Source organism: Streptomyces sp. SID1328, from assembly GCF_009865595.1.
Taxonomy (GTDB): domain Bacteria; phylum Actinomycetota; class Actinomycetes; order Streptomycetales; family Streptomycetaceae; genus Streptomyces; species Streptomyces griseoluteus.
Genome location: NZ_WWKH01000585.1, coordinates 1 through 21,234 on the forward strand (window position 1 = coordinate 1; position 21,234 = coordinate 21,234).

General features: G+C 72.8%; 15 protein-coding genes and 2 pseudogenes. 3 read left to right on the top strand and 14 right to left on the bottom strand.

Features of this window, described 5'->3' with window-relative positions:
• Together GT030_RS18500 and pdxH are read right to left on the bottom strand one after the other, a co-directional pair.
• Window positions 1-330 (bottom strand): PAS domain-containing protein (locus tag GT030_RS18500; RefSeq protein WP_161202032.1); only part of this gene is annotated, 330 nt, incomplete at its 3' end.
• Between the two features lie 404 nt (window positions 331-734).
• Window positions 735-1,445: a pyridoxamine 5'-phosphate oxidase gene (gene pdxH, locus GT030_RS18505; RefSeq protein WP_202460249.1), complete on the bottom strand. Its 711-nt coding sequence runs from the start codon at window positions 1,443-1,445 to the stop codon at window positions 735-737.
• A 152-nt stretch (window positions 1,446-1,597) separates the two neighbouring features.
• Here pdxH and GT030_RS18510 point away from each other — a divergent pair, with 152 nt between their 5' ends.
• Window positions 1,598-2,698, top strand: coding sequence for a citrate synthase 2 (locus GT030_RS18510; RefSeq protein ID WP_202460250.1), 1,101 nt, complete (start codon window positions 1,598-1,600; stop codon window positions 2,696-2,698).
• 84 nt (window positions 2,699-2,782) lie between these two features.
• Here GT030_RS18510 and GT030_RS18515 read toward each other — a convergent pair whose 3' ends face one another.
• The 9 genes from GT030_RS18515 to GT030_RS18555 form a co-directional block, all read right to left on the bottom strand.
• Window positions 2,783-3,811 carry an isopenicillin N synthase family oxygenase gene (locus tag GT030_RS18515; protein WP_161202035.1) on the bottom strand — a complete coding sequence of 343 codons (1,029 nt, stop codon included), beginning with the start codon at window positions 3,809-3,811 and terminating at the stop codon, window positions 2,783-2,785.
• A gap of 241 nt (window positions 3,812-4,052) precedes the next feature.
• Window positions 4,053-4,658 (bottom strand): TetR/AcrR family transcriptional regulator, encoded by a 606-nt coding sequence (locus GT030_RS18520; RefSeq protein WP_161202036.1) that lies wholly within the window; start codon window positions 4,656-4,658, stop codon window positions 4,053-4,055.
• The gene (locus GT030_RS18525; protein ID WP_161202037.1) at window positions 4,646-5,380 is read right to left on the bottom strand and encodes an enoyl-CoA hydratase family protein; all 735 of its coding nucleotides are present in this window, start codon (window positions 5,378-5,380) and stop codon (window positions 4,646-4,648) included. The genes GT030_RS18520 and GT030_RS18525 overlap by 13 nt, the downstream gene beginning before the upstream one ends.
• Window positions 5,377-6,939, bottom strand: a complete 1,563-nt coding sequence (locus GT030_RS18530; protein WP_161202038.1) for a 4-coumarate--CoA ligase family protein — start codon at window positions 6,937-6,939, stop codon at window positions 5,377-5,379. The genes GT030_RS18525 and GT030_RS18530 overlap by 4 nt, the downstream gene beginning before the upstream one ends.
• Window positions 6,940-6,962: 23 nt before the next feature.
• Window positions 6,963-8,150, bottom strand: a complete 1,188-nt coding sequence (locus tag GT030_RS18535; RefSeq protein WP_161202045.1) for an acyl-CoA dehydrogenase family protein — start codon at window positions 8,148-8,150, stop codon at window positions 6,963-6,965.
• A gap of 82 nt (window positions 8,151-8,232) precedes the next feature.
• A complete protein-coding gene (locus GT030_RS18540; protein WP_161202039.1) occupies window positions 8,233-10,086 on the bottom strand; it encodes a biotin carboxylase N-terminal domain-containing protein in 1,854 nt (617 codons plus the stop codon).
• Between the two features lie 5 nt (window positions 10,087-10,091).
• Window positions 10,092-11,690, bottom strand: coding sequence for a carboxyl transferase domain-containing protein (locus tag GT030_RS18545; RefSeq protein WP_161202040.1), 1,599 nt, complete (start codon window positions 11,688-11,690; stop codon window positions 10,092-10,094).
• Window positions 11,691-11,763: 73 nt separating this feature from the next.
• Entirely contained in the window at window positions 11,764-13,440 is a 1,677-nt protein-coding gene (locus GT030_RS18550; RefSeq protein WP_161202046.1) for an acyclic terpene utilization AtuA family protein, read from the bottom strand.
• A gap of 2 nt (window positions 13,441-13,442) precedes the next feature.
• Window positions 13,443-14,306 carry a TIGR03084 family metal-binding protein gene (locus tag GT030_RS18555; RefSeq protein ID WP_161202041.1) on the bottom strand — a complete coding sequence of 288 codons (864 nt, stop codon included), beginning with the start codon at window positions 14,304-14,306 and terminating at the stop codon, window positions 13,443-13,445.
• A 117-nt stretch (window positions 14,307-14,423) separates the two neighbouring features.
• Between GT030_RS18555 and GT030_RS18560 the strand changes: the two genes are divergently transcribed.
• On the top strand, window positions 14,424-15,341 hold the full coding sequence (locus tag GT030_RS18560) for a phosphotransferase (protein WP_161202042.1): 918 nt from the start codon (window positions 14,424-14,426) through the stop codon (window positions 15,339-15,341).
• 125 nt (window positions 15,342-15,466) lie between these two features.
• On the opposite strand, the gene GT030_RS18565 is transcribed toward GT030_RS18560, so the two are convergent.
• The 3 genes and pseudogenes from GT030_RS18565 to GT030_RS18575 all read right to left on the bottom strand — a co-directional run.
• Complete coding sequence (locus tag GT030_RS18565) at window positions 15,467-16,390, bottom strand: EamA family transporter (RefSeq protein WP_161202043.1); 924 nt, start codon at window positions 16,388-16,390, stop codon at window positions 15,467-15,469.
• Window positions 16,391-16,548: 158 nt separating this feature from the next.
• Complete coding sequence (locus tag GT030_RS18570; RefSeq protein WP_161202044.1) at window positions 16,549-17,670, bottom strand: peptidoglycan bridge formation glycyltransferase FemA/FemB family protein; 1,122 nt, start codon at window positions 17,668-17,670, stop codon at window positions 16,549-16,551.
• A gap of 154 nt (window positions 17,671-17,824) precedes the next feature.
• A pseudogene (locus GT030_RS18575) lies at window positions 17,825-19,783 on the bottom strand (FAD-linked oxidase C-terminal domain-containing protein); the annotation flags it as partial.
• On the opposite strand from GT030_RS18575, the pseudogene GT030_RS18580 reads away from it, so the two are divergent.
• Window positions 19,781-21,234, top strand: a pseudogene (locus GT030_RS18580) (HD domain-containing protein); the annotation flags it as partial. The pseudogenes GT030_RS18575 and GT030_RS18580 sit on opposite strands and share 3 nt — an antisense overlap.

Sequence of the window (21,234 nt, forward strand, 5' to 3'; positions counted from 1 at the left end):
CAGAACCCGGCGGCCGTCCTTGGTGACGAGGGCGAACTCGTGGACCTGGCGGCCGGGGGCGCGCATCGCGGACCGCAGCCGCTCGCGCACCTCCGCGTCGTCGGCGCTGCGCACCGCCCAGCCGGCGAAACCGGGCCGGCCGACCGCCTCGGCGGCGCTCCAGCCGAGGATGCGCTCGGCCTCGCGGTTCCAGTGGGTGACGGTGCCGTCCGCGTCGAAGGCGCACAGGGCGGCGTCCATGCCGTCCAGCAGGGCGTTGAGCAGGTCGGCGCCGCCCGGTTCCTCCGGTCCCAGCTCGTCGGTGGTCCCACTGCGCCGGGAAGCACTCACCCTGGTCCCCCTTGCACGATCCGTCCGGCTGACGGCGTCGATGGTCATTCAACTCGACCGTGACCCAGCCCACACGCCGTTCCGCCAGATTGCGGCGGTGAAAATAACTTGAACCTCGGGTGCCCGCCTTTTTAGGCTGGCGGCACACGGAAGGGAGGTGGTTCGGCAGATGTATGGAAACCGGACGCGTGAGGTGGCTGCGGGCTAGCGGCCCGTCACCACACCGAGTGCGGTGCCGGACCAGTACGTGATCCAAGCGTGCGGCCGGCCCAATCCCAAGCAGTCACCCGACCCGCGAGTTCGCCGGCACGTCCGGCCGGCTCCCCCGCCCAAGGGCGGAGGAACCAGAACTCGCGGGTCGTTCCGTGTTCACGGGCCCCTGCGGTTCACGGGCCCGTGCGCTCCTAAGGGCTCAGCCGTTCGGTCGTCCAGGAGCCGTCCGGCAGGGCGGTGTACCGAAGCCGGTCGTGCAACCGGTTCTCCCGGCCCTGCCAGAACTCCACCGTCTCCGGCGCGACCCGGAACCCGCCCCAGTTCTCCGGCACCGGCACCTCCTCGCCCTCCGGGTACCGGGCGGCGAGTCCGGCGTAGGCGTCGTCCAGCACCTCGCGGGAGCCGATCACCGTGGACTGGGCGCTGGCCCAGGCACCGAGCTGCGAGCCGTGCGGGCGGCTGCGGAAGTAGGCGGCGCTCTCCTCGCGGCTGGTGCGCCGGGCGACCCCGCAGACGATCACCTGGCGGGCGATGGGGTGCCAGGGGAAGAGCAGCGAGATGTACGGGTCACCGGCGAGGTCGCGGGCCTTGCGGGAGCCGTAGTTGGTGTAGAAGACGAAGCCGTCGCCGTCGTAGCCCTTCATCAGCACCGTGCGGGAGCTGGGGCGGCCGGTGGGGTCGACGGTGGAGACGACCATCGCGTTGGGCTCGTAGAGCGTGCCGAGGACGGAGGCGCGGGCGGCGTCCCGGAACCAGTGGGCGAACTGGTCCATCGGGTGCGCGGCGAGTTCCTCCACGTCGAGACCGTGCGCCCGGTACTGCTCGCGCATGAACGCGGGGTCCACGGCCGGGTCGGGCTTCGGGGTGAGATCGCGGTCGGTCACGCGGTCATCCTGCCGCATCGCACGAACGTGGCACTGAGTGCCGCAGGGTCTCCCCAAGAGTGGCACTCAGGGCTATCGTGCTGTTCCCGCCCCTCGTTCCGGGTGACCCCCGCGCGTATGGGGCAGTACCGGTGATGACCGCCACCGACCCACACCCGAGGAGCCGCCTTATGTCCGCGTTCGTACCCGGACTAGAGGGAGTCGTCGCTTTCGAGACCGAGATCGCCGAGCCGGACAAGGAGGGCGGGTCGCTCCGCTACCGGGGCGTCGACATCGAGGACCTCGTCGGGCACGTCTCCTTCGGGAACGTGTGGGGGCTGCTGGTGGACGGCGCCTTCGCGCCGGGCCTGCCGGCGGCCGAGCCGTTCCCGATCCCCGTGCACTCCGGCGACATCCGGGTGGACGTGCAGTCCGCGCTCGCCATGCTGGCGCCGGTGTGGGGTCTCAAGCCGCTGCTGGACATCGACGCCGAGCAGGCCCGCGACGACCTCGCCCGCGCCGCCGTCATGGCGCTCTCCTACGTCGCCCAGTCCGCGCGCGGCCAGGGGCTGCCGATGGTGCCGCAGCGGGAGATCGACAAGGCCCGCACGGTCGTCGAGCGGTTCATGATCCGCTGGCGCGGCGAGCCCGACCCGAAGCATGTCGCGGCCGTCGACGCGTACTGGACCTCTGCCGCCGAGCACGGCATGAACGCGTCCACCTTCACCGCGCGGGTCATCGCCTCCACCGGGGCGGATGTCGCTGCCGCGCTGTCCGGGGCGGTGGGTGCGATGTCGGGGCCGCTGCACGGGGGTGCACCCTCGCGCGTGCTGGGGATGATCGAGGAGATCGAGCGCACCGGTGACGCCGTCGGGTACGTGAAGAAGGCGCTGGACCGGGGCGAGCGGCTCATGGGGTTCGGGCACCGGGTGTACCGGGCCGAGGACCCTCGGGCGCGGGTGCTGCGGCGGACGGCGCGTGAGCTGGGTGCTCCGCGGTTCGAGATCGCCGAGGCGCTGGAGAAGGCCGCACTGGAGGAATTGCACAACAGGCGGCCGGATCGCGTGCTGGCCACCAACGTGGAGTTCTGGGCGGCTATCATGCTCGACTTCGCCGAGGTTCCGGCGCACATGTTCACTTCGATGTTCACGTGCGCGCGTACTGCCGGTTGGTCGGCGCACATTCTTGAGCAGAAGCGGACGGGGCGGCTGGTGCGGCCTTCTGCGGAGTATGTGGGGCCCGGGACCCGGAAGCCTTCTGACATTTCCGGGTTCGAGAACATCGCCCACTGAGTGGGGTGGTTGGGGCGCGGAGGGCGGGGGACTCGCCGTCCCGGCTGGTCGCGCAGTTCCCCGCGCCCCTGAAAGCAACAACCGTCACGCGGGGGTCAGTAGATCGGCGTGGTGTCTTTCCGCCACCAAGGGGTGGGCTCGGAGCTTGCCCTTCAGCTCGTTGTAGCCGTATTCCGCGAAAAGCGGGTTGGACGGGTCCGTCGTGACCCCTGGGGCCTTTTCCGCGTGGGGGAAAGGCAGCGGGGCTATTTTCGCGTCCAGGCTCGGGTTGTAGAAAAAGGGGACCGAATAGCGTTCCGTGGCTGCGGGCGGGCTCACCACGCGGTGGTTGGTGGCCACCAGGTAGCCGTTGGTGGCCACTTCCAGGAGTTCGCCGAGGTTGACGACGAAGGCGCCGTCCAGGGGCGGGACGTCGTGGAAGTTGCCGTCGGCGCGCTGGACCTGGAGGCCGCCGACCGTGTCCTGGAGGAGCAGGGTGAGGAAGCCGTAGTCCTTGTGGGCGCCGACGCCCTGGTCGGTGCCGTCGCCCGCGCTGCCGGGGTAGCGGACCAGCTTGAGGTGCGGGTGGGCGTGGGCGCCGAAGACCGGGTCGTAGAAGCCGGCCGGGGCGCCGATGGCGGTGAGCAGTTCGCGCAGCAGGCGCTGGGCGACCGCGCTGAGCTTCTCGATCCAGGCGAGCGCGGCCGTGCGCAGCTCGGGCAGCGCGGCGGGCCACTGGTTGGGGCCCTGGAGCCACCAGTACGGCGGCTCCCCGGGGCCGGGTACGCGGGCCGGGCGCTCGGCGCCGATGTCGAGCTGGTCGCGCCAGTCGCGGGCGCCGGCGGTGCGCTCGTCTCCGGTGCGGGTGTAGCCCCTGAAGTGCGGGGAGTTGACGTTGTCCAGGGCGAGCCGGTCGGCCTCGGGCAGCGCGAAGAAGGCCCGCATGGCCGAGGTCAGGGCGTCGGTCTCGGCCTGCGTCACGCCGTGCCCGGTCAGCTGGAAGAAGCCCACGTCATGGGCGGCGCTGTGCAGTCGGGCGTGGAAGAGGGCCCGCTCCTCGGGACCGCGGTCGGCGGCCGAGAGGTCGATGATCGGGAGCTGGGCGTACGACGGGTCCGTCGCATGAGTCGTCATGGTGCGTCCGCGAGGTGTACGGGGCACGGGCAGCCGCGAGGGGTGTGGCGGCCCCCTGGTGCCGGACGAAGAGAAGAAGAAGACGAGAAGAGGGGGCTGGATCAGGCGGAGCGCCGACAGCCCATGCTCGTGACGCGCACGTAGTCCACGTGGCGGCGTCGGACGAGCATCGGAAGCATGGGCCCAGAGTACTGCGGGCCTTCGATTTCCCGTGTGACGCGGGTCACGTCCTGGGTTCGGCTCAGCCGAGGGCGCCGTCCAGCAGCGCCGCCCACTGGGTCACGACCCGCTCGCGGCGGGCGGTGTCGTCGGTGAGCAGGGTGGCGAGGCCGAGGCCGCGTGCCATGTCGAGCAGCCCCTGCACGCTCTCGCGCACACCCGGCCGGGACTCGTCGGCGCCGAGGAGTTCCACGGCTATCCGGTGGCTCTCCCGGCCGACGCGGGCCTCCAGCTCGGTCACCCGGCCGCGCAGCTGCTCCTCGTTCGCGGCGGCCACCCAGAGCTGGAGCGCGGCCCGGAAGAGCGGGCCGGTGTAGAGGCCGACCAGGGCGGAGACGACGGCCCCGCGGTCGCCGGGGCCGTCCGGGAACAGGTCGCGCAGGGCGGTGGAGCGCCGTTCCGCGACGTACTCGACGGCGGCCGTGAAGAGGTCCTCGCGGGTGGGGAAGTGGTGCTGGGCCGCGCCCCGCGAGACGCCCGCGCGCTCGGCGACGACCGAGACCGTGGAGCCCGCCCAGCCGTGTTCGGCGAGGCAGGCCACGGCGGCCTCCAGCAGCCGCAGCCGGGTGGCCCGGCTGCGGTCCTGCTTGGGTACGCGGTCGCGTTCCGCCGTACTCACACCACCCATGCCGCATCCCGTCTTTCCAGGAAGGCCGTCATCCCCTCCCGCGCCTCGGGGGCGGAGAACAGCCGGGCCGAGAGCGCGGTGAACCGGTCCGCGTCCCGGTCGAACGTCTCCAGCACCCTAGCCGTGAGCAGCTCCTTCGTCGCGGCCAGGGCCTCGGGCGAGGAGCGGCGCAGGCCGTCCAGGACCGGGTCGAGGGCCTCGTCCACGTCGTCGCCGGTGAGCGTGAGCAGGCCGAGCCGTACCGCCTCGGCGGGGCCGAAGCGCTCGCCGGTGAGGTAATAGCGGGCCAGCTCGCGCGGGTCGGCACGCGGCAGCAGCGGCAGGGAGATCACGGCCGGGGCGACCCCGATGCGGACCTCGGTGAAGGCGAAGGTGGCCCCGGCGGAGGAGGCCGCGATGTCACAGGCGCCGACCAGCCCGAGCCCGCCGGCGCGGACGTGTCCGGTGATCCGGGCGATCACCGGCTTGGGCAGCTCCACGAGCTGGCGCAGCAGCCCCACCAGGGCGTCCGGGTGGGGCGGTTCGCGCAGGTCGGCCCCGGCGCAGAAGGTGTTGCCGGTGTGGGTGAGCACGACGGCCCGGACACCGGGGTCCTTTCCGCAGTCGGCCAAAGCCCCGGCGAGTTCCGCCACCAGCGGTGCGGAGAGGGCGTTGCGGGTGTCCGGGGAGTCCAGGCTGAGCGTCTCCACGGCACGGCGGCGGGTGCGTCCGACGAGGGTCATGGGCGCAGCTCCCGGCGCAGGATCTTGCCGGAGGCGGCACGGGGCACCCCGTCGGTGAAGGTGACCCCGCGCACCCGCTTGTACGGCGCGACGCGCTCGCCCACGTACAGCATCACGTCGTTGGCGCTGAGGTCCGGCGCGGTGGGCCGGCGGACGACGAAGGCGTGCGGGGCCTCGTTGCCGTCCTCGTTGACGACGCCGGTCACGGCCGCGTCCGCGATGCCGGGGTGGGTGAGCAGCAGGGCCTCCAGTTCGGCCGGGGCCACCTGGAACCCCTTGTACTTGATGAGTTCCTTCACCCGGTCCACCACGAACAGCCAGCCTCCGTCGTCCACGTGGCCGACGTCGCCGGTGTGCAGCCAGCCGTCGGCGTCGATCGTCGCGGCGGTGGCGTCCGGGCGGCCCAGGTAGCCCTTCATGATCTGCGGGCCCCGGATCAGGATCTCGCCGCGCTCGCCGGGGCCGAGGTCCTTGCCGGGGTCGTCCAGGGAGACGATCCGCATCTCGGTGCCGGCGATGAGCCTGCCGACCGTGCCGGGCGGCGCGTCGCGCAGGTGGGCGAGCGGGACGACATGGGTGCCGGGCGACAGCTCCGTCATGCCGTACGCCTGGCCCAGCGGTGGCAGCCCGAGCCGGTCGGCGCAGGCCGCGGCGAGGGCGGCGTCCAGCGGGGCGGCGGCACTGAGGACGTACCGCAGCGAGGAGAGGTCGTACCGGCTGACCGAGGGCTGCTTGGCGAGGGCGAGCACGATCGGCGGGGCGACGTACAGGCCGGTGATGCGGTGGGTCTCGATGGCGGCGAGGAAGGTGTCCAGCTCGAAGCGGGGCAGCACGACCACGGTGGCACCCTTGCGCAGGGGCGCGTTCATCAGGGCGGTCAGGCCGTAGATGTGGAAGAACGGCAGCACCGCGAGGATGCGTTCATCGGGCTCCACCGTGACGGCGGGCTCCAGTTGGGCGAGGTTGGTGGCGATCTGCCGGTGGGTGAGCATCACGCCCTTGGGCGTGCCGGTGGTCCCGGAGGAGTACGGCAGTACGGCGATGTCCTCGGCCGGGTCGACCGTCACGTCCGGCTCGGGGGCGGTGGTGGCGAGCAGCTCGGTCAGCGAGCGGTGACCGGGCGCCTGGTCGCAGACGAAGATCTCCCGTATCCCGCCCGCGAGTTCGGCGGCCCGTCGGGCGCTCGGCAGCAGCGGGGAGACGGTGATCAGCCAGCGGGCGGAACTGTCCGCGAGCTGCTTGGCCAGCTCCTCGGGGGTGTGCAGCGGATGCGCGGTGGTGACGGTGGCGCCGGCGCGGGTGGCCGCGTAGAAGGCGAGCGGGAACGCGATGGTGTTGGGGCTGTGCAGGGCGAGTACGTCACCCTTGCGCACCCCGGCCTCCGCGAGCGCCGCGGCCAGTCTCCGGTGCAGGGCGTCGAGCTGGGCGTAGGTGATGGTGGTGCCGTCCACGCCGTCGATCAGGGCGGGCCGGTCTCCGTAGGCGGCGGCTCGGCCCAGGACGTAGTCGTGGATGGCCTCTTCGACCGGTGGGACTTCGGCGTACGGGCTGTGGAACACGGTTCCTCCGAACGTCGGTCGCTCTAATACGACTTGGGCAGGCCGAGGGTCTGGTGCGAGACGTAGTTGAGGATCATCTCCCGGCTCACCGGGGCGATCCGGGCCACCCGCGCGCCGATGATCAGCGAGGCGAGCCCGAACTCGCGGGTCAGACCGTTGCCGCCGAGGGTGTGCACGGCCTGGTCGACGGCCCGTACGCACGCCTCCCCCGCCGCGTACTTGGCCATGTTGGCCGCCTCGCCCGCGCCGATGTCGTCCCCGGCGTCGTAGAGAAGGGCCGCCTTCTGCATCATCAGCTTGGCCAGTTCCAGGTCGATGTGGGCCTGGGCGAGGGGGTGCGCGATCGCCTGGTGGGCGCCGATCGGGGTCTTCCAGACGGTGCGTTCACGGGCGTACTCCAGCGCCTTGGCGAGGGCGTACCGGCCCATGCCGATGGCGAACGCGGCCGTCATGATCCGCTCAGGGTTCAGCCCGGCGAAGAGCTGGAGCAGCCCGGCGTCCTCTCCCCCACTGCCGAAAGCGGAGGTGCCCCCACCCACCAGGGCGTCGGCGGGCAGCCGTACGTCGTCCAGGACCAGTTCCCACTGCTTCTCGGCAGCGCTCAGCTCCATGTCGATCGGGCTGCGGGAGAAGCCCTCGGCGTCGCGCGGGACGATGAAGAGGCACGGCTTGAGCTTGCCGGTGCGGGCGTCCTCGGTGCGGCCGACGATCAGGACGGCGTCGGCGTGCTCCACCCCCGAGATGAAGACCTTCCGGCCGGTGAGCAGCCAGTCGTCGCCGTCCCGGCGTGCGGTGGTGGTGATGCGGTGGGAGTTGGAGCCGGCGTCGGGCTCGGTGATGCCGAAGGCCATCAGCTTCGTGCCGTCGGCGAGTCCGGGGAGCCAGGTGCGCTTCTGGTCCTCGGTGCCGAAACGGGAGATCACTGTGCCGCAGATGGCCGGGGAGACGACCAGCATCAGGAGGGGGGCTCCCGAGGCGCCCAGCTCCTCCAGGACGATGGAGAGTTCGGCTATGCCGCCGCCTCCGCCGCCGTACTCCTCCGGGAGGCTGACGCCGAGGTAGCCCAGCTTGGCCGCCTCTTGCCAGAGCTCGGTGGGGTAGCGGCCCTCCGCTATGACTCGGGTGAGGTAGTCGCGGCCGTAGCGCTTTCCCAGGGCGGAGACTGCTTTGCGGAGGGCCTGGTGTTCTTCGGATTCGATGAGGGTGGGCACCTTGTACTCCTTCGCGTGCGGGTTGTTGTGACTGGTCGCGCTCAGGCGGCGGTAGCCGTACATGGATGCGGCCCCGCGCCCCTCAAGGCCGGACAGCTTCCACGACCGCCAGAAGGGCGCCCATCTCCACCTGGCGGCTTACTGCGGCTGGGAGGGCTGTGAGCGTGCCGTCCGTGGGGGCGGTGATCCGGTGTTCCATCTTCATCGCCTCCAGCCAGATCAGGGGCTGGCCCGCCTTGACCTCGGTGCCCTCGGTCAGGCCCTCCGCGATGCGGACGACCGTGCCGGGCATGGGGGCCAGGAGGGAGCCGGGGGCGTGTTCGGTGGTGGGGTCGGGGAAGCGGGACAGGGCGGTGAGGGCGGTGGCGTTCACGTGGACCTGGTCGCCGTAGCGGGCGATCTCGAACTTCCGCCGCACGCCGTCCACTTCGAGAATGACCAGGTGCGGGGCCGCCTGCACCACGCGGACGCCGTCCGCCGCCAGGCCGGTGCGGGTGTGGCGGTAGGCGACCTCGTGCTCCTCCCCCGCCCGCTCGAACCGCTTCACCTGCGGGCCCGAGGGGACGTTGCGCCAGCCGCCGAAGCGGGAGCGGCCGTGGGCGTCGGCGAGGGCCGCGGCGAGCGGGGCGTACGGGTCGGGGGCGGGCTCGGTGAGGGTGGTGAGGTGGCGGTCGTAGAAGCCGGTGTCCATGCGGGCTTCGGTGAACTCGGGGTGCCGCAGTGAGCGGACCAGCAGGTCGCGGTTGGTGACCGGGCCGTGCAGCGCGGTGCGCTCCAGGGCGCCGGCGAGCCTGCGGACCGCCTCGGTGCGGGTGGGGGCGTGCGCGACGACCTTGGCGAGCATCGGGTCGTAGTGCACGCCGATGGTGTCGCCGTCCGCGCAGCCGGTGTCCAGACGTACGCCGTCCGGCACGGTGAAGCGGTGCAGGGTGCCGGTCTGCGGGGCCCAGCCGCGCGCCGGGTCCTCGGCGTACAGCCGGGCCTCGACGGCGTGTCCGCGCGGGGCCGGCTGCTCGGCGGGGAGGGCGTGGCCCTCGGCGACGCGGATCTGCCCGGCGACCAGGTCGAGGCCGAACACCGCCTCGGTGACGGGGTGTTCGACCTGGAGTCGGGTGTTCATCTCCAGGAAGTGGGCGCGGCCGTCGGCCACCAGGAACTCCACGGTGCCCGCGCCCTCGTAGGACACGGCACGCGTCGCCCGCTCGGCGAGCGCGTACAACTGCTCGGTGAGCGCGGGCGGCAGACCTGGCGCCGGGGCCTCCTCGATGACCTTCTGGTGCCTGCGCTGGAGCGAGCAGTCGCGGGTGCCGAGCGTCCACACCGTGCCGTGGGTGTCGGCGAGGACCTGCACCTCGACATGGCGGCCGTTCTCCAGGTACGGCTCCACGAACACCTCGCCGTCCCCGAACGCGCTCGCCGCCTCCGCGCGGGCGTCCTCCAGCGCACCGGGCAACGCGGCGAGGTCGCGTACGACGCGCATGCCGCGTCCGCCGCCGCCCGCGGCCGCCTTCACCAGGACCGGCAGGTCGGCCGGGCTGACGTCGTGTGCGTCGAGCGGGGCGAGGCCCATCAGTTCCTTGGCACGGGTCTTGGACGCCATCGCCTCGATCGCCTCGGGCGGGGGCCCGATCCAGACGAGCCCGGCGTCCCGTACGGCGCGGGCGAAGTCGGCGTTCTCGGAGAGGAATCCGTAGCCGGGGTGCACGGCGTCCGCACCGGCCGCGAGGGCGGCCTTCACGATGAGGTCACCGCGCAGATACGTCTCCGCGGGCGCCGCACCCGGCAGCCGTACCGCTATGTCGGCCACACGTGTGTGCAGCGCACCCTCATCCGCGTCGGAGTGTATGGCGACCGTACGTATGCCGAGGTCGGCGCAGGTGCGGAAGATACGGCAGGCGATCTCGCCCCGGTTGGCGACGAGCAGGGTGGAAATCATGGGCCTCACATCCGGAAGACGCCGAAGCCGCCACGGGCGCCCTCGTAGGGAGCGGTGTGTATGGCGGACAGGCACATACCGAGGACGGTTCGGGTGTCGCGGGGGTCGATGACGCCGTCGTCGTAGAGCCGCCCGGACAGGAACATGGGCAGCGACTCCGACTCGATCTGCCCCACGACCATCGCGCGCAGGGCGGCGTCCCCCTCCTCGTCGTACGGCTGTCCCTTGGCCAGGGCCGACTGGCGGGCCACGATCGACAGCACGCCCGCGAGCTGCTGCGGGCCCATGACGGCCGACTTGGCGCTGGGCCAGGCGAAGAGGAAGCGGGGGTCGTAGGCGCGGCCGCACATGCCGTAGTGGCCGGCGCCGTAGGACGCGCCCATGAGGACGGAGAGGTGCGGCACCGTGGAGTTGCTGACCGCGTTGATCATCATCGAGCCGTGCTTCACGATGCCGCCCTGCTCGTACTCCTTGCCGACCATGTAGCCGGTGGTGTTGTGCAGGAACAGCAGCGGGATGTCGCGCTGGTTGGCGAGCTGGATGAACTGCGCCGCCTTCTGCGACTCCTCGCTGAACAGCACCCCGCGCGCGTTGGCCAGGATGCCGACGGGGTAGCCGTGCAGCTCGGCCCAGCCGGTGACCAGGCTCGTGCCGTACAGCGGCTTGAACTCGTCGAAGTCGGAGGCGTCGACCAGGCGGGCGATCACCTCGCGCGGGTCGAAGGGGGTGCGCAGGTCGCCGGGGACGATGCCGAGCAGTTCCTCAGGGTCGTACTTGGGCGGCTCGGCGAAGCCCGGATCGGCGTACGCCTTGCGGTGGTTGAGCCGCGCGACCACCCTGCGCGCCTGCCGGATCGCGTCCCGCTCGTCCACCGCGAAGTGGTCGGCGAGGCCGGAGGTACGGGCGTGCATCTCGGCTCCGCCCAGCGACTCGTCGTCGCTCTCCTCACCGGTCGCCATCTTCACCAGCGGCGGCCCCCCGAGGAACACCTTCGCGCGGTCCTTGACCATGATCACGTGGTCGGACATGCCGGGGATGTACGCGCCGCCCGCCGTGGAGTTGCCGAACACCACGGCCACGGTCGGGATGCCCTCGGCCGACAGCCGGGTCAGGTCCCGGAAGATCGCCCCGCCGGGGATGAAGATCTCCTTCTGCGAGGGCAGGTCGGCTCCGCCGGACTCGACCAGGCTGATGACGGGGAGGCGGTTGGCCCGCGCGATCTCGTTCGCCCGCAGGGCCTTCTTCAGGCTCCACGGGTTGCTCGCGCCACCGCGCACGGTCGCGTCATTGGCGGTGATCAGGCACTCGGTCCCTTCGACCACCCCGATGCCGGTGACCAGGGAGGCGCCGACGGTGTACTCGCTGCCCCAGGCGGCGAGGGTGGACAGCTCCAGGAACGGCGTGTCGGGGTCGAGCAGCAGCTCGATCCGCTCACGGGCGAGCAGCTTGCCCCGCCTGCGGTGCCGGGCCACGTATTTCTCGCCCCCACCCGCGAGCGCCTTGGCGTGCTCTGTCTCCAGGTCGGCGAGCTTGGCGAGCATGGTGTCGCGGTTGGCCTGGTGGTCGGGGGCGGTGGGGTCGAGGGTGGTGCGCAGGAGGGTCATGGGGTGCCTCCGGGGTGACGGGGGTCTCCGGTCTGGAGGGGCGGGGCGCCGGAGGGGCGCACGGTCCGGGGCGTCACAGGAGTTCCTCCGGGATGTCCAGGTGGCGGGAGCGGAGCCACTCGGCCAGGGCCTTGGCCTGGGGGTCGAAGCGGTGTCGGGCGGCCACGCCGGCGCCGAGGATGCCGGTGACGACGAAGTTCAGGGCGCGGAGGTGGGGCAGGACATGCCGGGTGACCGGGAGGTCGCGGGCCTCGGGGATCAGCTCCCGGAAGCGCTCGACGGTCAGCTCGTGCGCGAGCCAGCGCCAGCCGTCGGCGGAGCGGGCCCAGACGCCGACGTTGGCGTCCCCGCCCTTGTCCCCGCTACGGGCTCCGGCCACATGACCCAGAGGGGCGCGGCGGGTGCTGCCCACGTGGAGGGGCTCGGGCAGTGCGGGCTCGGGCACCTCGCTGAGCGGGAGCGTCTCCTGCGGCGCGCCCACATCGATACGGCGCCCATCGTGGAGGACGGCCACATGGTCAACGGCACCATGGGATACGGCCACATGGTCGAACACCCCGTAGGGCGAGCCTTTCCCCGGGGGCGCCAGCACATGGAAGCCGGGGTAACTGGCGAGCGCCAGCTCGATCGCGGCCCCGCTCAGCCCCCGCCCGACCACTTCGGCATCGGCGTCCCGTACGACGAGCCGGAGCAGCGCACTCGCCGTCTCCTCCGTGTCGGCGTCGGCCCGGTCGGTGCGGGCCAGCTCCCAACGCACCTCCTGGGGAGCCGCCTTGGCGAGCGCGACCTCCATCTGGTCGCGCACCAGCTCCGCCTTGGCCTCGATGCCGAGACCGGTGAGGACGAAGGCGACCTCGTTGCGGAAGCCGCCGAGCCGGTTGAGCCCGACCTTGAGCGTGGGCGGGGGCGCCTCACCGCGCACCCCCTCGATCCGCACCCGGTCCGGCCCGTCCTGGCGGAGCCGTACCGTGTCCAGCCGGGCGGTGACATCGGGCCCCGCGTACCGGGCACCCCCCGTCTCGTACAGCAACTGGGCCGTGACCGTACCGGTGTCGACGAACCCGCCGGTCCCCGGATGCTTGGTGACGACACTGCTGCCGTCGGCATGGATCTCGGCGAGCGGAAAGCCGGGACGGCGTACGTCACCGTCCTGGAAGAAGGCGTAGTTGCCGCCCGTGACCTGGGTCCCGCACTCCAGCAGATGCCCGGCGACGACGGCCCCGGCGAGCTGGTCGTGGTCGCCCGGCCCCCACCCGAAGTGCGCGGCGGCGGGCCCGGTGACGAGCGCGGCGTCGGTCACCCGCCCGGTGATCACCACGTCGGCCCCGGCCCGCAGACACTCCGCGATACCGAAGCCGCCGAGGTAGGCGTGGGCGGCGAGGGTGCCGGGGTACGCGGCGGTGAGGTCGTCACCCTCCACGTGCGCGACCCGTACGGGTATGCCGAGCCGCTCCGCCAACTCCCGGATCTTCCAGGCGAGTCCGGCCGGATTGAGCCCGCCCGCGTTGGTGACGATCCGTACCCCGCGCTCGTGGGCGAGCCCGAGGCAGTCTTCGAGCTGGCGTGCGAAGGTGCGGGCGTACCCGGCGCCGGGGTCCTTCAGCCGGTCGCGGCCGAGGATGAGCATGGTCAGCTCGGCGAGATAGTCGCCGGTGAGTACGTCGGCCTCGCCGCCGGTGAGCATCTCGCGCAGGGCGCTCGAGCGGTCGCCGTAGAAGCCGGAGAAGTTGCCGATGCGGAGGGGGGGCACCGTCACCGGGCGGGCTCCTCGGGCGCGGCGGGCCCCTCGGGCGTGGCCTCCTCGGGCGCGGCGGCCTCCTCGGGCGCGGCTTCCTTGGGGTCGCGCCCGGTGCCGGGCGGGCCCGCGAAGGCCTGGGCGATGTCCAGCCAGCGGTCGGCGTCCGGGCCGACGGCGGTCAGGGCGAGGTCGGCGCGGTGGGCGCGCTGGGTGACGAGCAGGCAGAGATCGACCGCGGAGCCGGTGACCCGTTGCGCGGCGTCCTCGGGACCATAGGTCCACAGCTCGCCCGAGGGGGCGCGGACCTCGACGCGGAACTCGTCCTCCGGCGCGGGCAGTCCTCGTACCGCGAAGGCGAAGTTCCGGGCCCGCACACCGATGCGGACCACATGCCGGAGCCGGTCGGTGGGTGCGCGCACCACACCCAGTGCGTCGGCCACGTCCTGGCCGTGGGCCCAGGTCTCCATGAGCCGGCCGGTGGCCATGGCGGCGGCCGACATGGGCGGCCCGAACCAGGGGAACCGGGTGTGCCGCGCGGCCGCCTCCCGCAGGGCGTGGTCCAGCTCCTGCCGGCCGTTCCACCAGCGAGTGAGCAGTTCGGCGGGGCCGAGCCGGACGCCTTCCTCGGCGCCGTCGTCCACGAAGGTGCCGGGCGACGTGAGCGCCTGTTCGGCGAACTTCTGGAAGGCCGCCTGGTCGCTCATGGCGAGCAGGGCGGCTCGGTCGGTCCAGTGCAGATGGGCGATCTGGTGGGCGATGCTCCAGCGCGGAGCGGGCGTCGCGCGTGCCCACTCGCTCTCGGTCAACTCGGCCACAAGCAGGTCGAGTTCCCGGCTTTCCTCACGCAGGTCGTCGAAGACGGGCGTCGGATCGGACATGGGCAGGAGCATGGCAGCGGGGGCAGAAACAATCAAGCGTGCTTGCATTAATTCAAGGGGGGTGAGGTGCCGGAAAACAGGTGCGCCCGGATCGTCTCCTCCGGCTAGGTTCACCGGATGCGCGCATTCACGGACCCCTCGGAGCTGCGACGACTGGTGCGGGACGGGCTGGGGCCGGGGTGCCGGGTCACGGCTGTGGAACGGCTGCGCGGTGGCTCGAAGAAGGGGGTGTACCGGTTGGCCCTAACCGGGGTGGGCGCCCCGCCGACCGTGATCGCCTACAGCTGGGCCGCACAGGAGAACTACTGGCCGAGTGTGGCGACACCCCACGCCTGCGGCCTGGCGCCGTTCCTGTCCGCGCACCACACCCTTCAGGCGGCCGGTGTGCGCACCCCACACGTCCTGTACGCGTCCGAGCCCGACGACCTGGCCCTGGTGGAGGACATCCCCGGCGACACCCTGGAGGCGACCTTCACCACGGACCCCGCCCGAGCGGCGAAGGCCCTGAGCGAGCTGGCCGTGGGCCTGGACCACATGGCCGCGCACACCTCTCCGGCGGACCACATCAGCGAGGACGTGACCCTGACCCGAGCCCTCGACGACCTCACCGAGGCAGCAACCCGCGACCCGCGCATCAACGCGGCGACCCAGGCCCTGGCCAGCCGCCTGCACGACCTGCACGCGGCGCTGACCCCTCGCCCCACCTACTCCCTGGTCCACGGTGAACTGGGCCCCGACCACATCCTCCTCACCCCCGACGCCCACCCCGTCCTGATCGACATCGAGTCCCTCACCCACTCCGACCCCGAACAGGAACACGCCTACCTGCGCCTGCGCTTCGGTCCCCACTACGCCCCCCTCTCCCGCCCCCTGGACCCCGCCCGCCTGTCCCTGTACACCCTCGCCCTCCACCTCTCCCTGGTCGCGGGCCCCCTCCGCCTGCTGGACGGCGACTTTCCCCACCGCGACGCCATGCGGGGAATCGCGGAACACAACACGCGGGAGGCGCTACGGCTGGTGGGGCCGGTGACCTGAGCCGGCGATCAGCCGCGGAGGCAGGCACTCCGGGCGACAGGGGCGTGCTCCGGGGCGGACGGGAGTCGGCAACAGCCCCACGTCACCGAGCACTCCCGACACCCTCGCTCCCCTGAACGGAGTACCTACGCCTCCGGCGCCGGCGGTGCCACTCGCCGCGTCTGGGTACGCACCGCGCCGATGCTCGCCGCGATGACCAGCGCGATGGCCGCGGCCTGGGTCAGGGAGAGGGTCTGGTGGAGGACGAAGAAACCCGCGGTGGCCGCCACGGCCGGTTCCAGGCTCATCAGGATGGCGAAGGTCGGGGCGGGGAGGCGGCGGAGGGCGAGCAGTTCCAGGGTGTACGGGAGGACCGAGGAGAGCAGGGCCACTGCCGAACCCAGGGCGATGGTGGTGGGGTTCAGCAGCCGGGCGCCCGCGTCGACGATGCCCAGCGGGAGGAACACCAGCGCGGCCACCCCCATCGCGAGGGCCAGTCCGTCGGCCTGGGGGAAGCGGCGCCCCGTACGGGCGCTGAAGATGATGTACGCCGCCCACATGACGCCGGCCGACAGGGCGAAGCCGACGCCCAGCGGGTCGAGTCCGCTGAAGCCTCCGCCGCCCAGCAGGAAGACGCCCGCCAGGGCGAGGGCCGCCCATACGGCGTTGACCGCGCGGCGGGAGGCGAAGACGGACAGGGCGAGCGGTCCGAGGACTTCCAGGGTGACCGCGAGGCCGAGGGGGATACGGGCGACCGCCTGGTAGAAGAGTCCGTTCATCCCGGCCATGGTGAGACCGAAGACGATCACCGTCCCCCAGTCGGTACGGGAGTGCCCCCGCAGCCGGGGCCGGCACACCACCAGCAGCACGACGGCCGCCGCCACCAGACGCAGCGTCACCACACCGAGCGCGCCCGCACGAGGCATCAGCGTCACCGCGAGCGCCCCGCCGAACTGGACCGATATCCCGCCCGCCAGCACCAGCCCGACGGGCCCCAGCGAGCCGAACCGGCCAGGGGAGTGCGGGGCGGTGGGGGTCTTGGCCGGAGTGGAGGTACGGACGGTGGTCACAGGCTGTCCTGGGGAGCGGCGGGAGTGGGCTTCATACGTACACCTCGATGTACTTCCCGGTCCACGGTAATGGACCTCCGTCAGGTGTGTGAACCCTTATGCCACTGTACGCAGGCGGTGTCTTGGATGCTGAGATCAAGAACCGGCGGGCCGGTGCCTCAGCGGCGGGCCATGTACAGGTCGAACGCCTTGTGCAGCATCTTGTTCAGCGGGAAGTCCCACTCCCCCACGTACTCCGCCGCCTCGCCGCCCGCGCCGACCTTGAAGCGGAGCAGGCCGAGCAGGTGGTTGGACTCCTCCAGGGTGTCGGTGATGCCCCGGAAGTCGTAGACGTGCGCGCCCAGCTCATGGGCGTCGGACATCATCCGCCACTGCATGGCGTTGTTGGGCTGGACCTCCCGCTTGCGGGCGGTGGAGGCGCCGTACGAGTACCAGACGTGGCTGCCCACGATGAGCATCGTCGCCGCCGCCAGCACCTCCCCGTCGTGGTGGGCGAGGTACAGCCGCATGCGGTCGGGGTCCTCGTTGGCGAGCGCGGTCCACATCCGCTGGAAGTAGGCCAGCGGACGCGGGATGAAACGGTCGCGCTCGGCCGTCTCCCGGTACAGCTCGTAGAACACCGGCAGGTCGTCCGCGCCGCCGCGCACCACCTTCACGCCCGCCTTCTCGGCCTTCTTGATGTTGCGCCGCCACTGCTGGTTGAGCCCGCCGTGGATCTCCTCCAGCGACCGCCCGGCAAACGGCACCTGGCACACGTACCGGGGCTGCCCCGCCGCGAAGCCCTCCTCCGCGTCCGGTTCGCTCTGCCGCCATCCCATATCGCGCAGCCGGTCGGCGAGGGCCTGGGCGCGCGGGTCCTGCCAGGTCGGCTCGGCGTCCCGGAGCCGGTGTGCGGCCGGGTCGGCGATGGCGGCCTTGACCGCCTCCGGACTCCAGCGCCGGGCCACCACCGGCGGCCCCATCTTCACCGAGAACGCCCCCCGCGCCTTGAGGTGCGCCAGCATCGGCTCCAGCCAGCGTTCCAAGCCGTCGGCGTGCCAGTCGATCACCGGCCCCTCCGGCAGATACGCCAGATACCGCTTCACCTTGGGCAACGGCCGCAGCAGCACCAGCCCCGCCCCCACGATCCGCCCTTCCTCGTCGAACCACCCCAGGCTCTCCGCCCGCCAGTCGGGCTTCACCTCCCCCCACGACGGCACCTGCATATGACTGACCGAGGACCGCGAACCCACAAAGGCCAGGTGCTCGGCCCGGCTGACGGGGCGCAGGGTGAGGGTCATACGGAGGACTCCTTCGCGCAGGCAGATCCGGTCACCCTACGATCCCCACCGCCCGTCTTCGGGGCCGAACCACCGCCGACGTCCCGTATCCGCCACCCCTGCACGCAGCCCCCGCACCCAGGGCGCACCGCGGGCCGCCCCCCCTACTCCTCGCTCACTCCCGCCCCTCCCTCTCCAACGCCTCCGCCAGTACCTCTGCCAGATGCCGGGCCCGTATCCCCGTCAGTTGCTCGATCTGGGTCCGGCAGGAGTAGCCGTCCGCCAGAACCGCCGCGTTCCCGGGGGCGGAGCGGAGGGCGGGGAGGAGCTGGTCCTCTGCGCAGGTGCGGGAGATGTCGAAGTGGTTCCTTTCGAAGCCGAAGTTGCCGGCCAGGCCGCAGCAGCCGCCGGTCAGTGGGCCGGTGAGGCCGGCGGAGGTGCGGAGGTCCCGGTCGGCGGTGTCACCGAGGACGGCGTGTTGGTGGCAGTGGGTCTGGCCGGTGACGGGTCGGTCGAGGGCGGGTGGGGTCCAGTGGGGGGCGTGTTGGCGGAGGGTTTCCGCGAAGGTGCGGACGGCGGCGGCCAGGCGGGGTGCGCGGGGGTCGCCGGGCAGGAGTTCGGGGAGGTCGGCGCGGAGGGCCGCCGCGCAGCTCGGTTCCAGGACGACGACCGGGGCCCCGGCCTCAAGCACCGGTTCCATCAGGTCCAGCGTGCGGCGCAGCACCGTGCGGGCCCGCTCCAGGCGGCCGGTGGAGATGTAGGTGAGCCCGCAGCAGACCTGCGCGCGGCGTGCCCCGAGCAGCGCGGTCGGCGTGCGCGAGGTGCCGTCTCCCACCGGGCGCCTGCCGGGCAGCAGGGTCGGCGGCAGCGCCACCCGCAGCCCGGCCGACTCCAGCACCCGGACGGCGGCCCGCCCGACGGACGGGGACAGATGCTCGGTGAAGGTGTCCGGCCACAGCACGACCAGTTGTCCCGAGCCGCCGGTTTCCGGCGCCGGGGGCCGCGCCCGCCACCACCGGCTGAACGTCCCCGCCGACAGCCGGGGGATGTCCCGCTCCGGCGCGATCCCGCCCACCCGTTTCCCCAGCCGGGCCAACGGCCCCGCCGCGGAGAGCCGGTTGAGCAGCGGTGCCGCCCGCACACGCGCCACCCACCGCAGCCACGCCGGCAGCGAGCCCAGGCTGTAGTGGGCGGCCGGGCGCAGCCGGCCGGCGTAGTGGTGGTGCAGGAACTCCGCCTTGTAGGTGGCCATGTCGACGCCGACCGGGCAGTCCGAGCGGCAGCCCTTGCAGGACAGACAGAGGTCGAGGGCGTCCCGCACCTCGGCCGAACGCCAGCCGTCGGTGATGACCTCACCGGCGAGCATCTCGTGCAGCAGCCGCGCCCGCCCCCGCGTGGAGTGCTCCTCTTCCCCGGTCGCCCGGAACGACGGGCACATCACCGCGGACCCGCCCACCGACTCCGTACGGCACTTGGCGACCCCGACGCACCGGCGGACGGCCGCGCGGAAGTCTCCCTCGTCGTGCGGGTAGCCGAAGGCGACGTCCACCGGGCGGCGGGGCAGCACCGCGAAGCGGAGGTCGTCGTCCAGCCGGGCCGGGCGGACCAGCATGCCGGGGTTGAGCAGGCCGTCGGGGTCCCACACCGCCTTGGCCCGCTCGAACAGCGCCACCATTTCCGCGCCGTACATGCGCGGCAGCAGTTCCGCGCGGGCCTGCCCGTCGCCGTGCTCCCCGGACAGGGAACCGCCGTGGGAGACCACCAGGTCGGCCTGTTCCTCGGAGAAGCGGCGGAACCGGCCCACCCCGGCCTCGGTGAGCAGGTCGAAGTCGATCCGGACGTGGACGCAGCCCTCCCCGAAGTGGCCGTAGGGAGCGCCGCGCAGGCCGTGGGCGGTGAGCAGGGCGCGGAAGTCGCGCAGGTAGGCGCCGAGCCGGGCGGGCGGTACCGCGCAGTCCTCCCAGCCGGGCCACGCCTCCGTGCCGTCCGGCATCCGGGTCGCCGTACCGCTCGCGTCCTCGCGCAGCCGCCACAGGCCCCGCTGGGCGACGGGGTCGGTCACCACCAGCGCGTCCACCGCGTCGGCCGCGCTCACGACCGCCTCCGCGCGGGCCCGCGCCTCCGCCTCGTCACCGGCCGCGCCACCGACCGCCTCGCCCTGCAGGAACAGGACCAGGTCGCCGCCGAACTCGGCCTCCTCGACGCCGACACCCTGCTCCGCCAGGTCTACGAGGCCGCCCGCGTGATCTCCTACGCCGGTGACGTCACCTGGCGAGAGGTCAACCGCGTCCTGCGTGCCCGCGCCGTACGCCCCCGGCTGCGCGCCATGCTCGGCGGCGGCAAACCCGTGGCCGAACGCTCACCCCTCGCCGAAGGCGTCGTCGAGCAGGACGGCGAGGCCGTCCTGGCCCGCACCGCCCGCCCCGAACGCGACCCCGTACTGCCCCTGCGCGCCGCGGCCGCCGCCGCACAGGCCGCCCTCCCGCTCTCCCCGCACGCCGTACGGCGCATGGCCGCCACCGCGCGCCCCCTCCCCACCCCCTGGCCCGCCGAGGCCCGCGAACAGCTCATCACCCTGCTCGGCTCCGGACGCCCCACCGTCGACGTGTGGGAAGCCCTGGAGGCCGAGGGCCTGATCAGCCGGCTGCTCCCGGACTGGGAACGCGTCCGCTGCCGCCCCCAGCGCAACGCCGTCCACCTCTGGACCGTCGACCGGCACCTCATCGAGACCGCCGTCCGCGCCTCCGCCCTCACCCGCCGCGTCAGCCGCCCCGACCTGCTCCTGGTCGCCGCCCTGCTGCACGACATCGGCAAGGGCTGGCCCGGCGACCACTCCGTGGCCGGCGAGATCATCGCCAAGGACGTCGCCGCCCGGCTCGGCTTCGACCGCGCCGACGTCACCGTCCTCGCCACCCTCGTCCGGCACCACCTGCTGCTCGTCGAGACCGCCACCCGCCGCGACCTCGACGACCCCGCCACCGTCCGCGCCGTCGCCGATGCCGTCGGCAGCGAGAGCACCCTGGAACTCCTGCACGCCCTCACCGAGGCCGACGCCCTGGCCACGGGCCCCGCCGCCTGGTCCACCTGGCGCGGCTCCCTCGTCAGCGACCTCGTCCGCCGCGTCTGCGCCGTACTCGCCGGTGAACACCCCGGCACCGAGCCCGAACCCGCCGCGCCCACCGCCGAAGAGGAACGCCTCGCCATCGAGGCCCACCGCACCGGCGGGCCGGTCCTCGCCCTGCGCGCTCAGGCCGAACCCGGCCCGCCGGAGGAGTCCGCGGAGGCGGGCGAACCGCTCGGCGTCGAGCTGGTCATCGCCGTACCCGACCAGCCCGGCGTGCTGCCCGCGCTCGCCGGGGTCCTCGCCCTGCACCGGCTCACCGTCCGCACGGGCGGGCTGCGCACGCTGCGGCTGCCCGACGACGTCGATGACGACGGCTCCGTCCTGCTGCTCGACTGGCGGGTCGCCGCCGAGTACGGCTCGCTCCCGCAGGCCAGCCGGCTCCGCGCCGACCTCGTCCGCGCCCTCGACGGCTCCCTGGACATCATGAGCCGCCTCGCCGAACGCGACGCCGCCTACCCCCG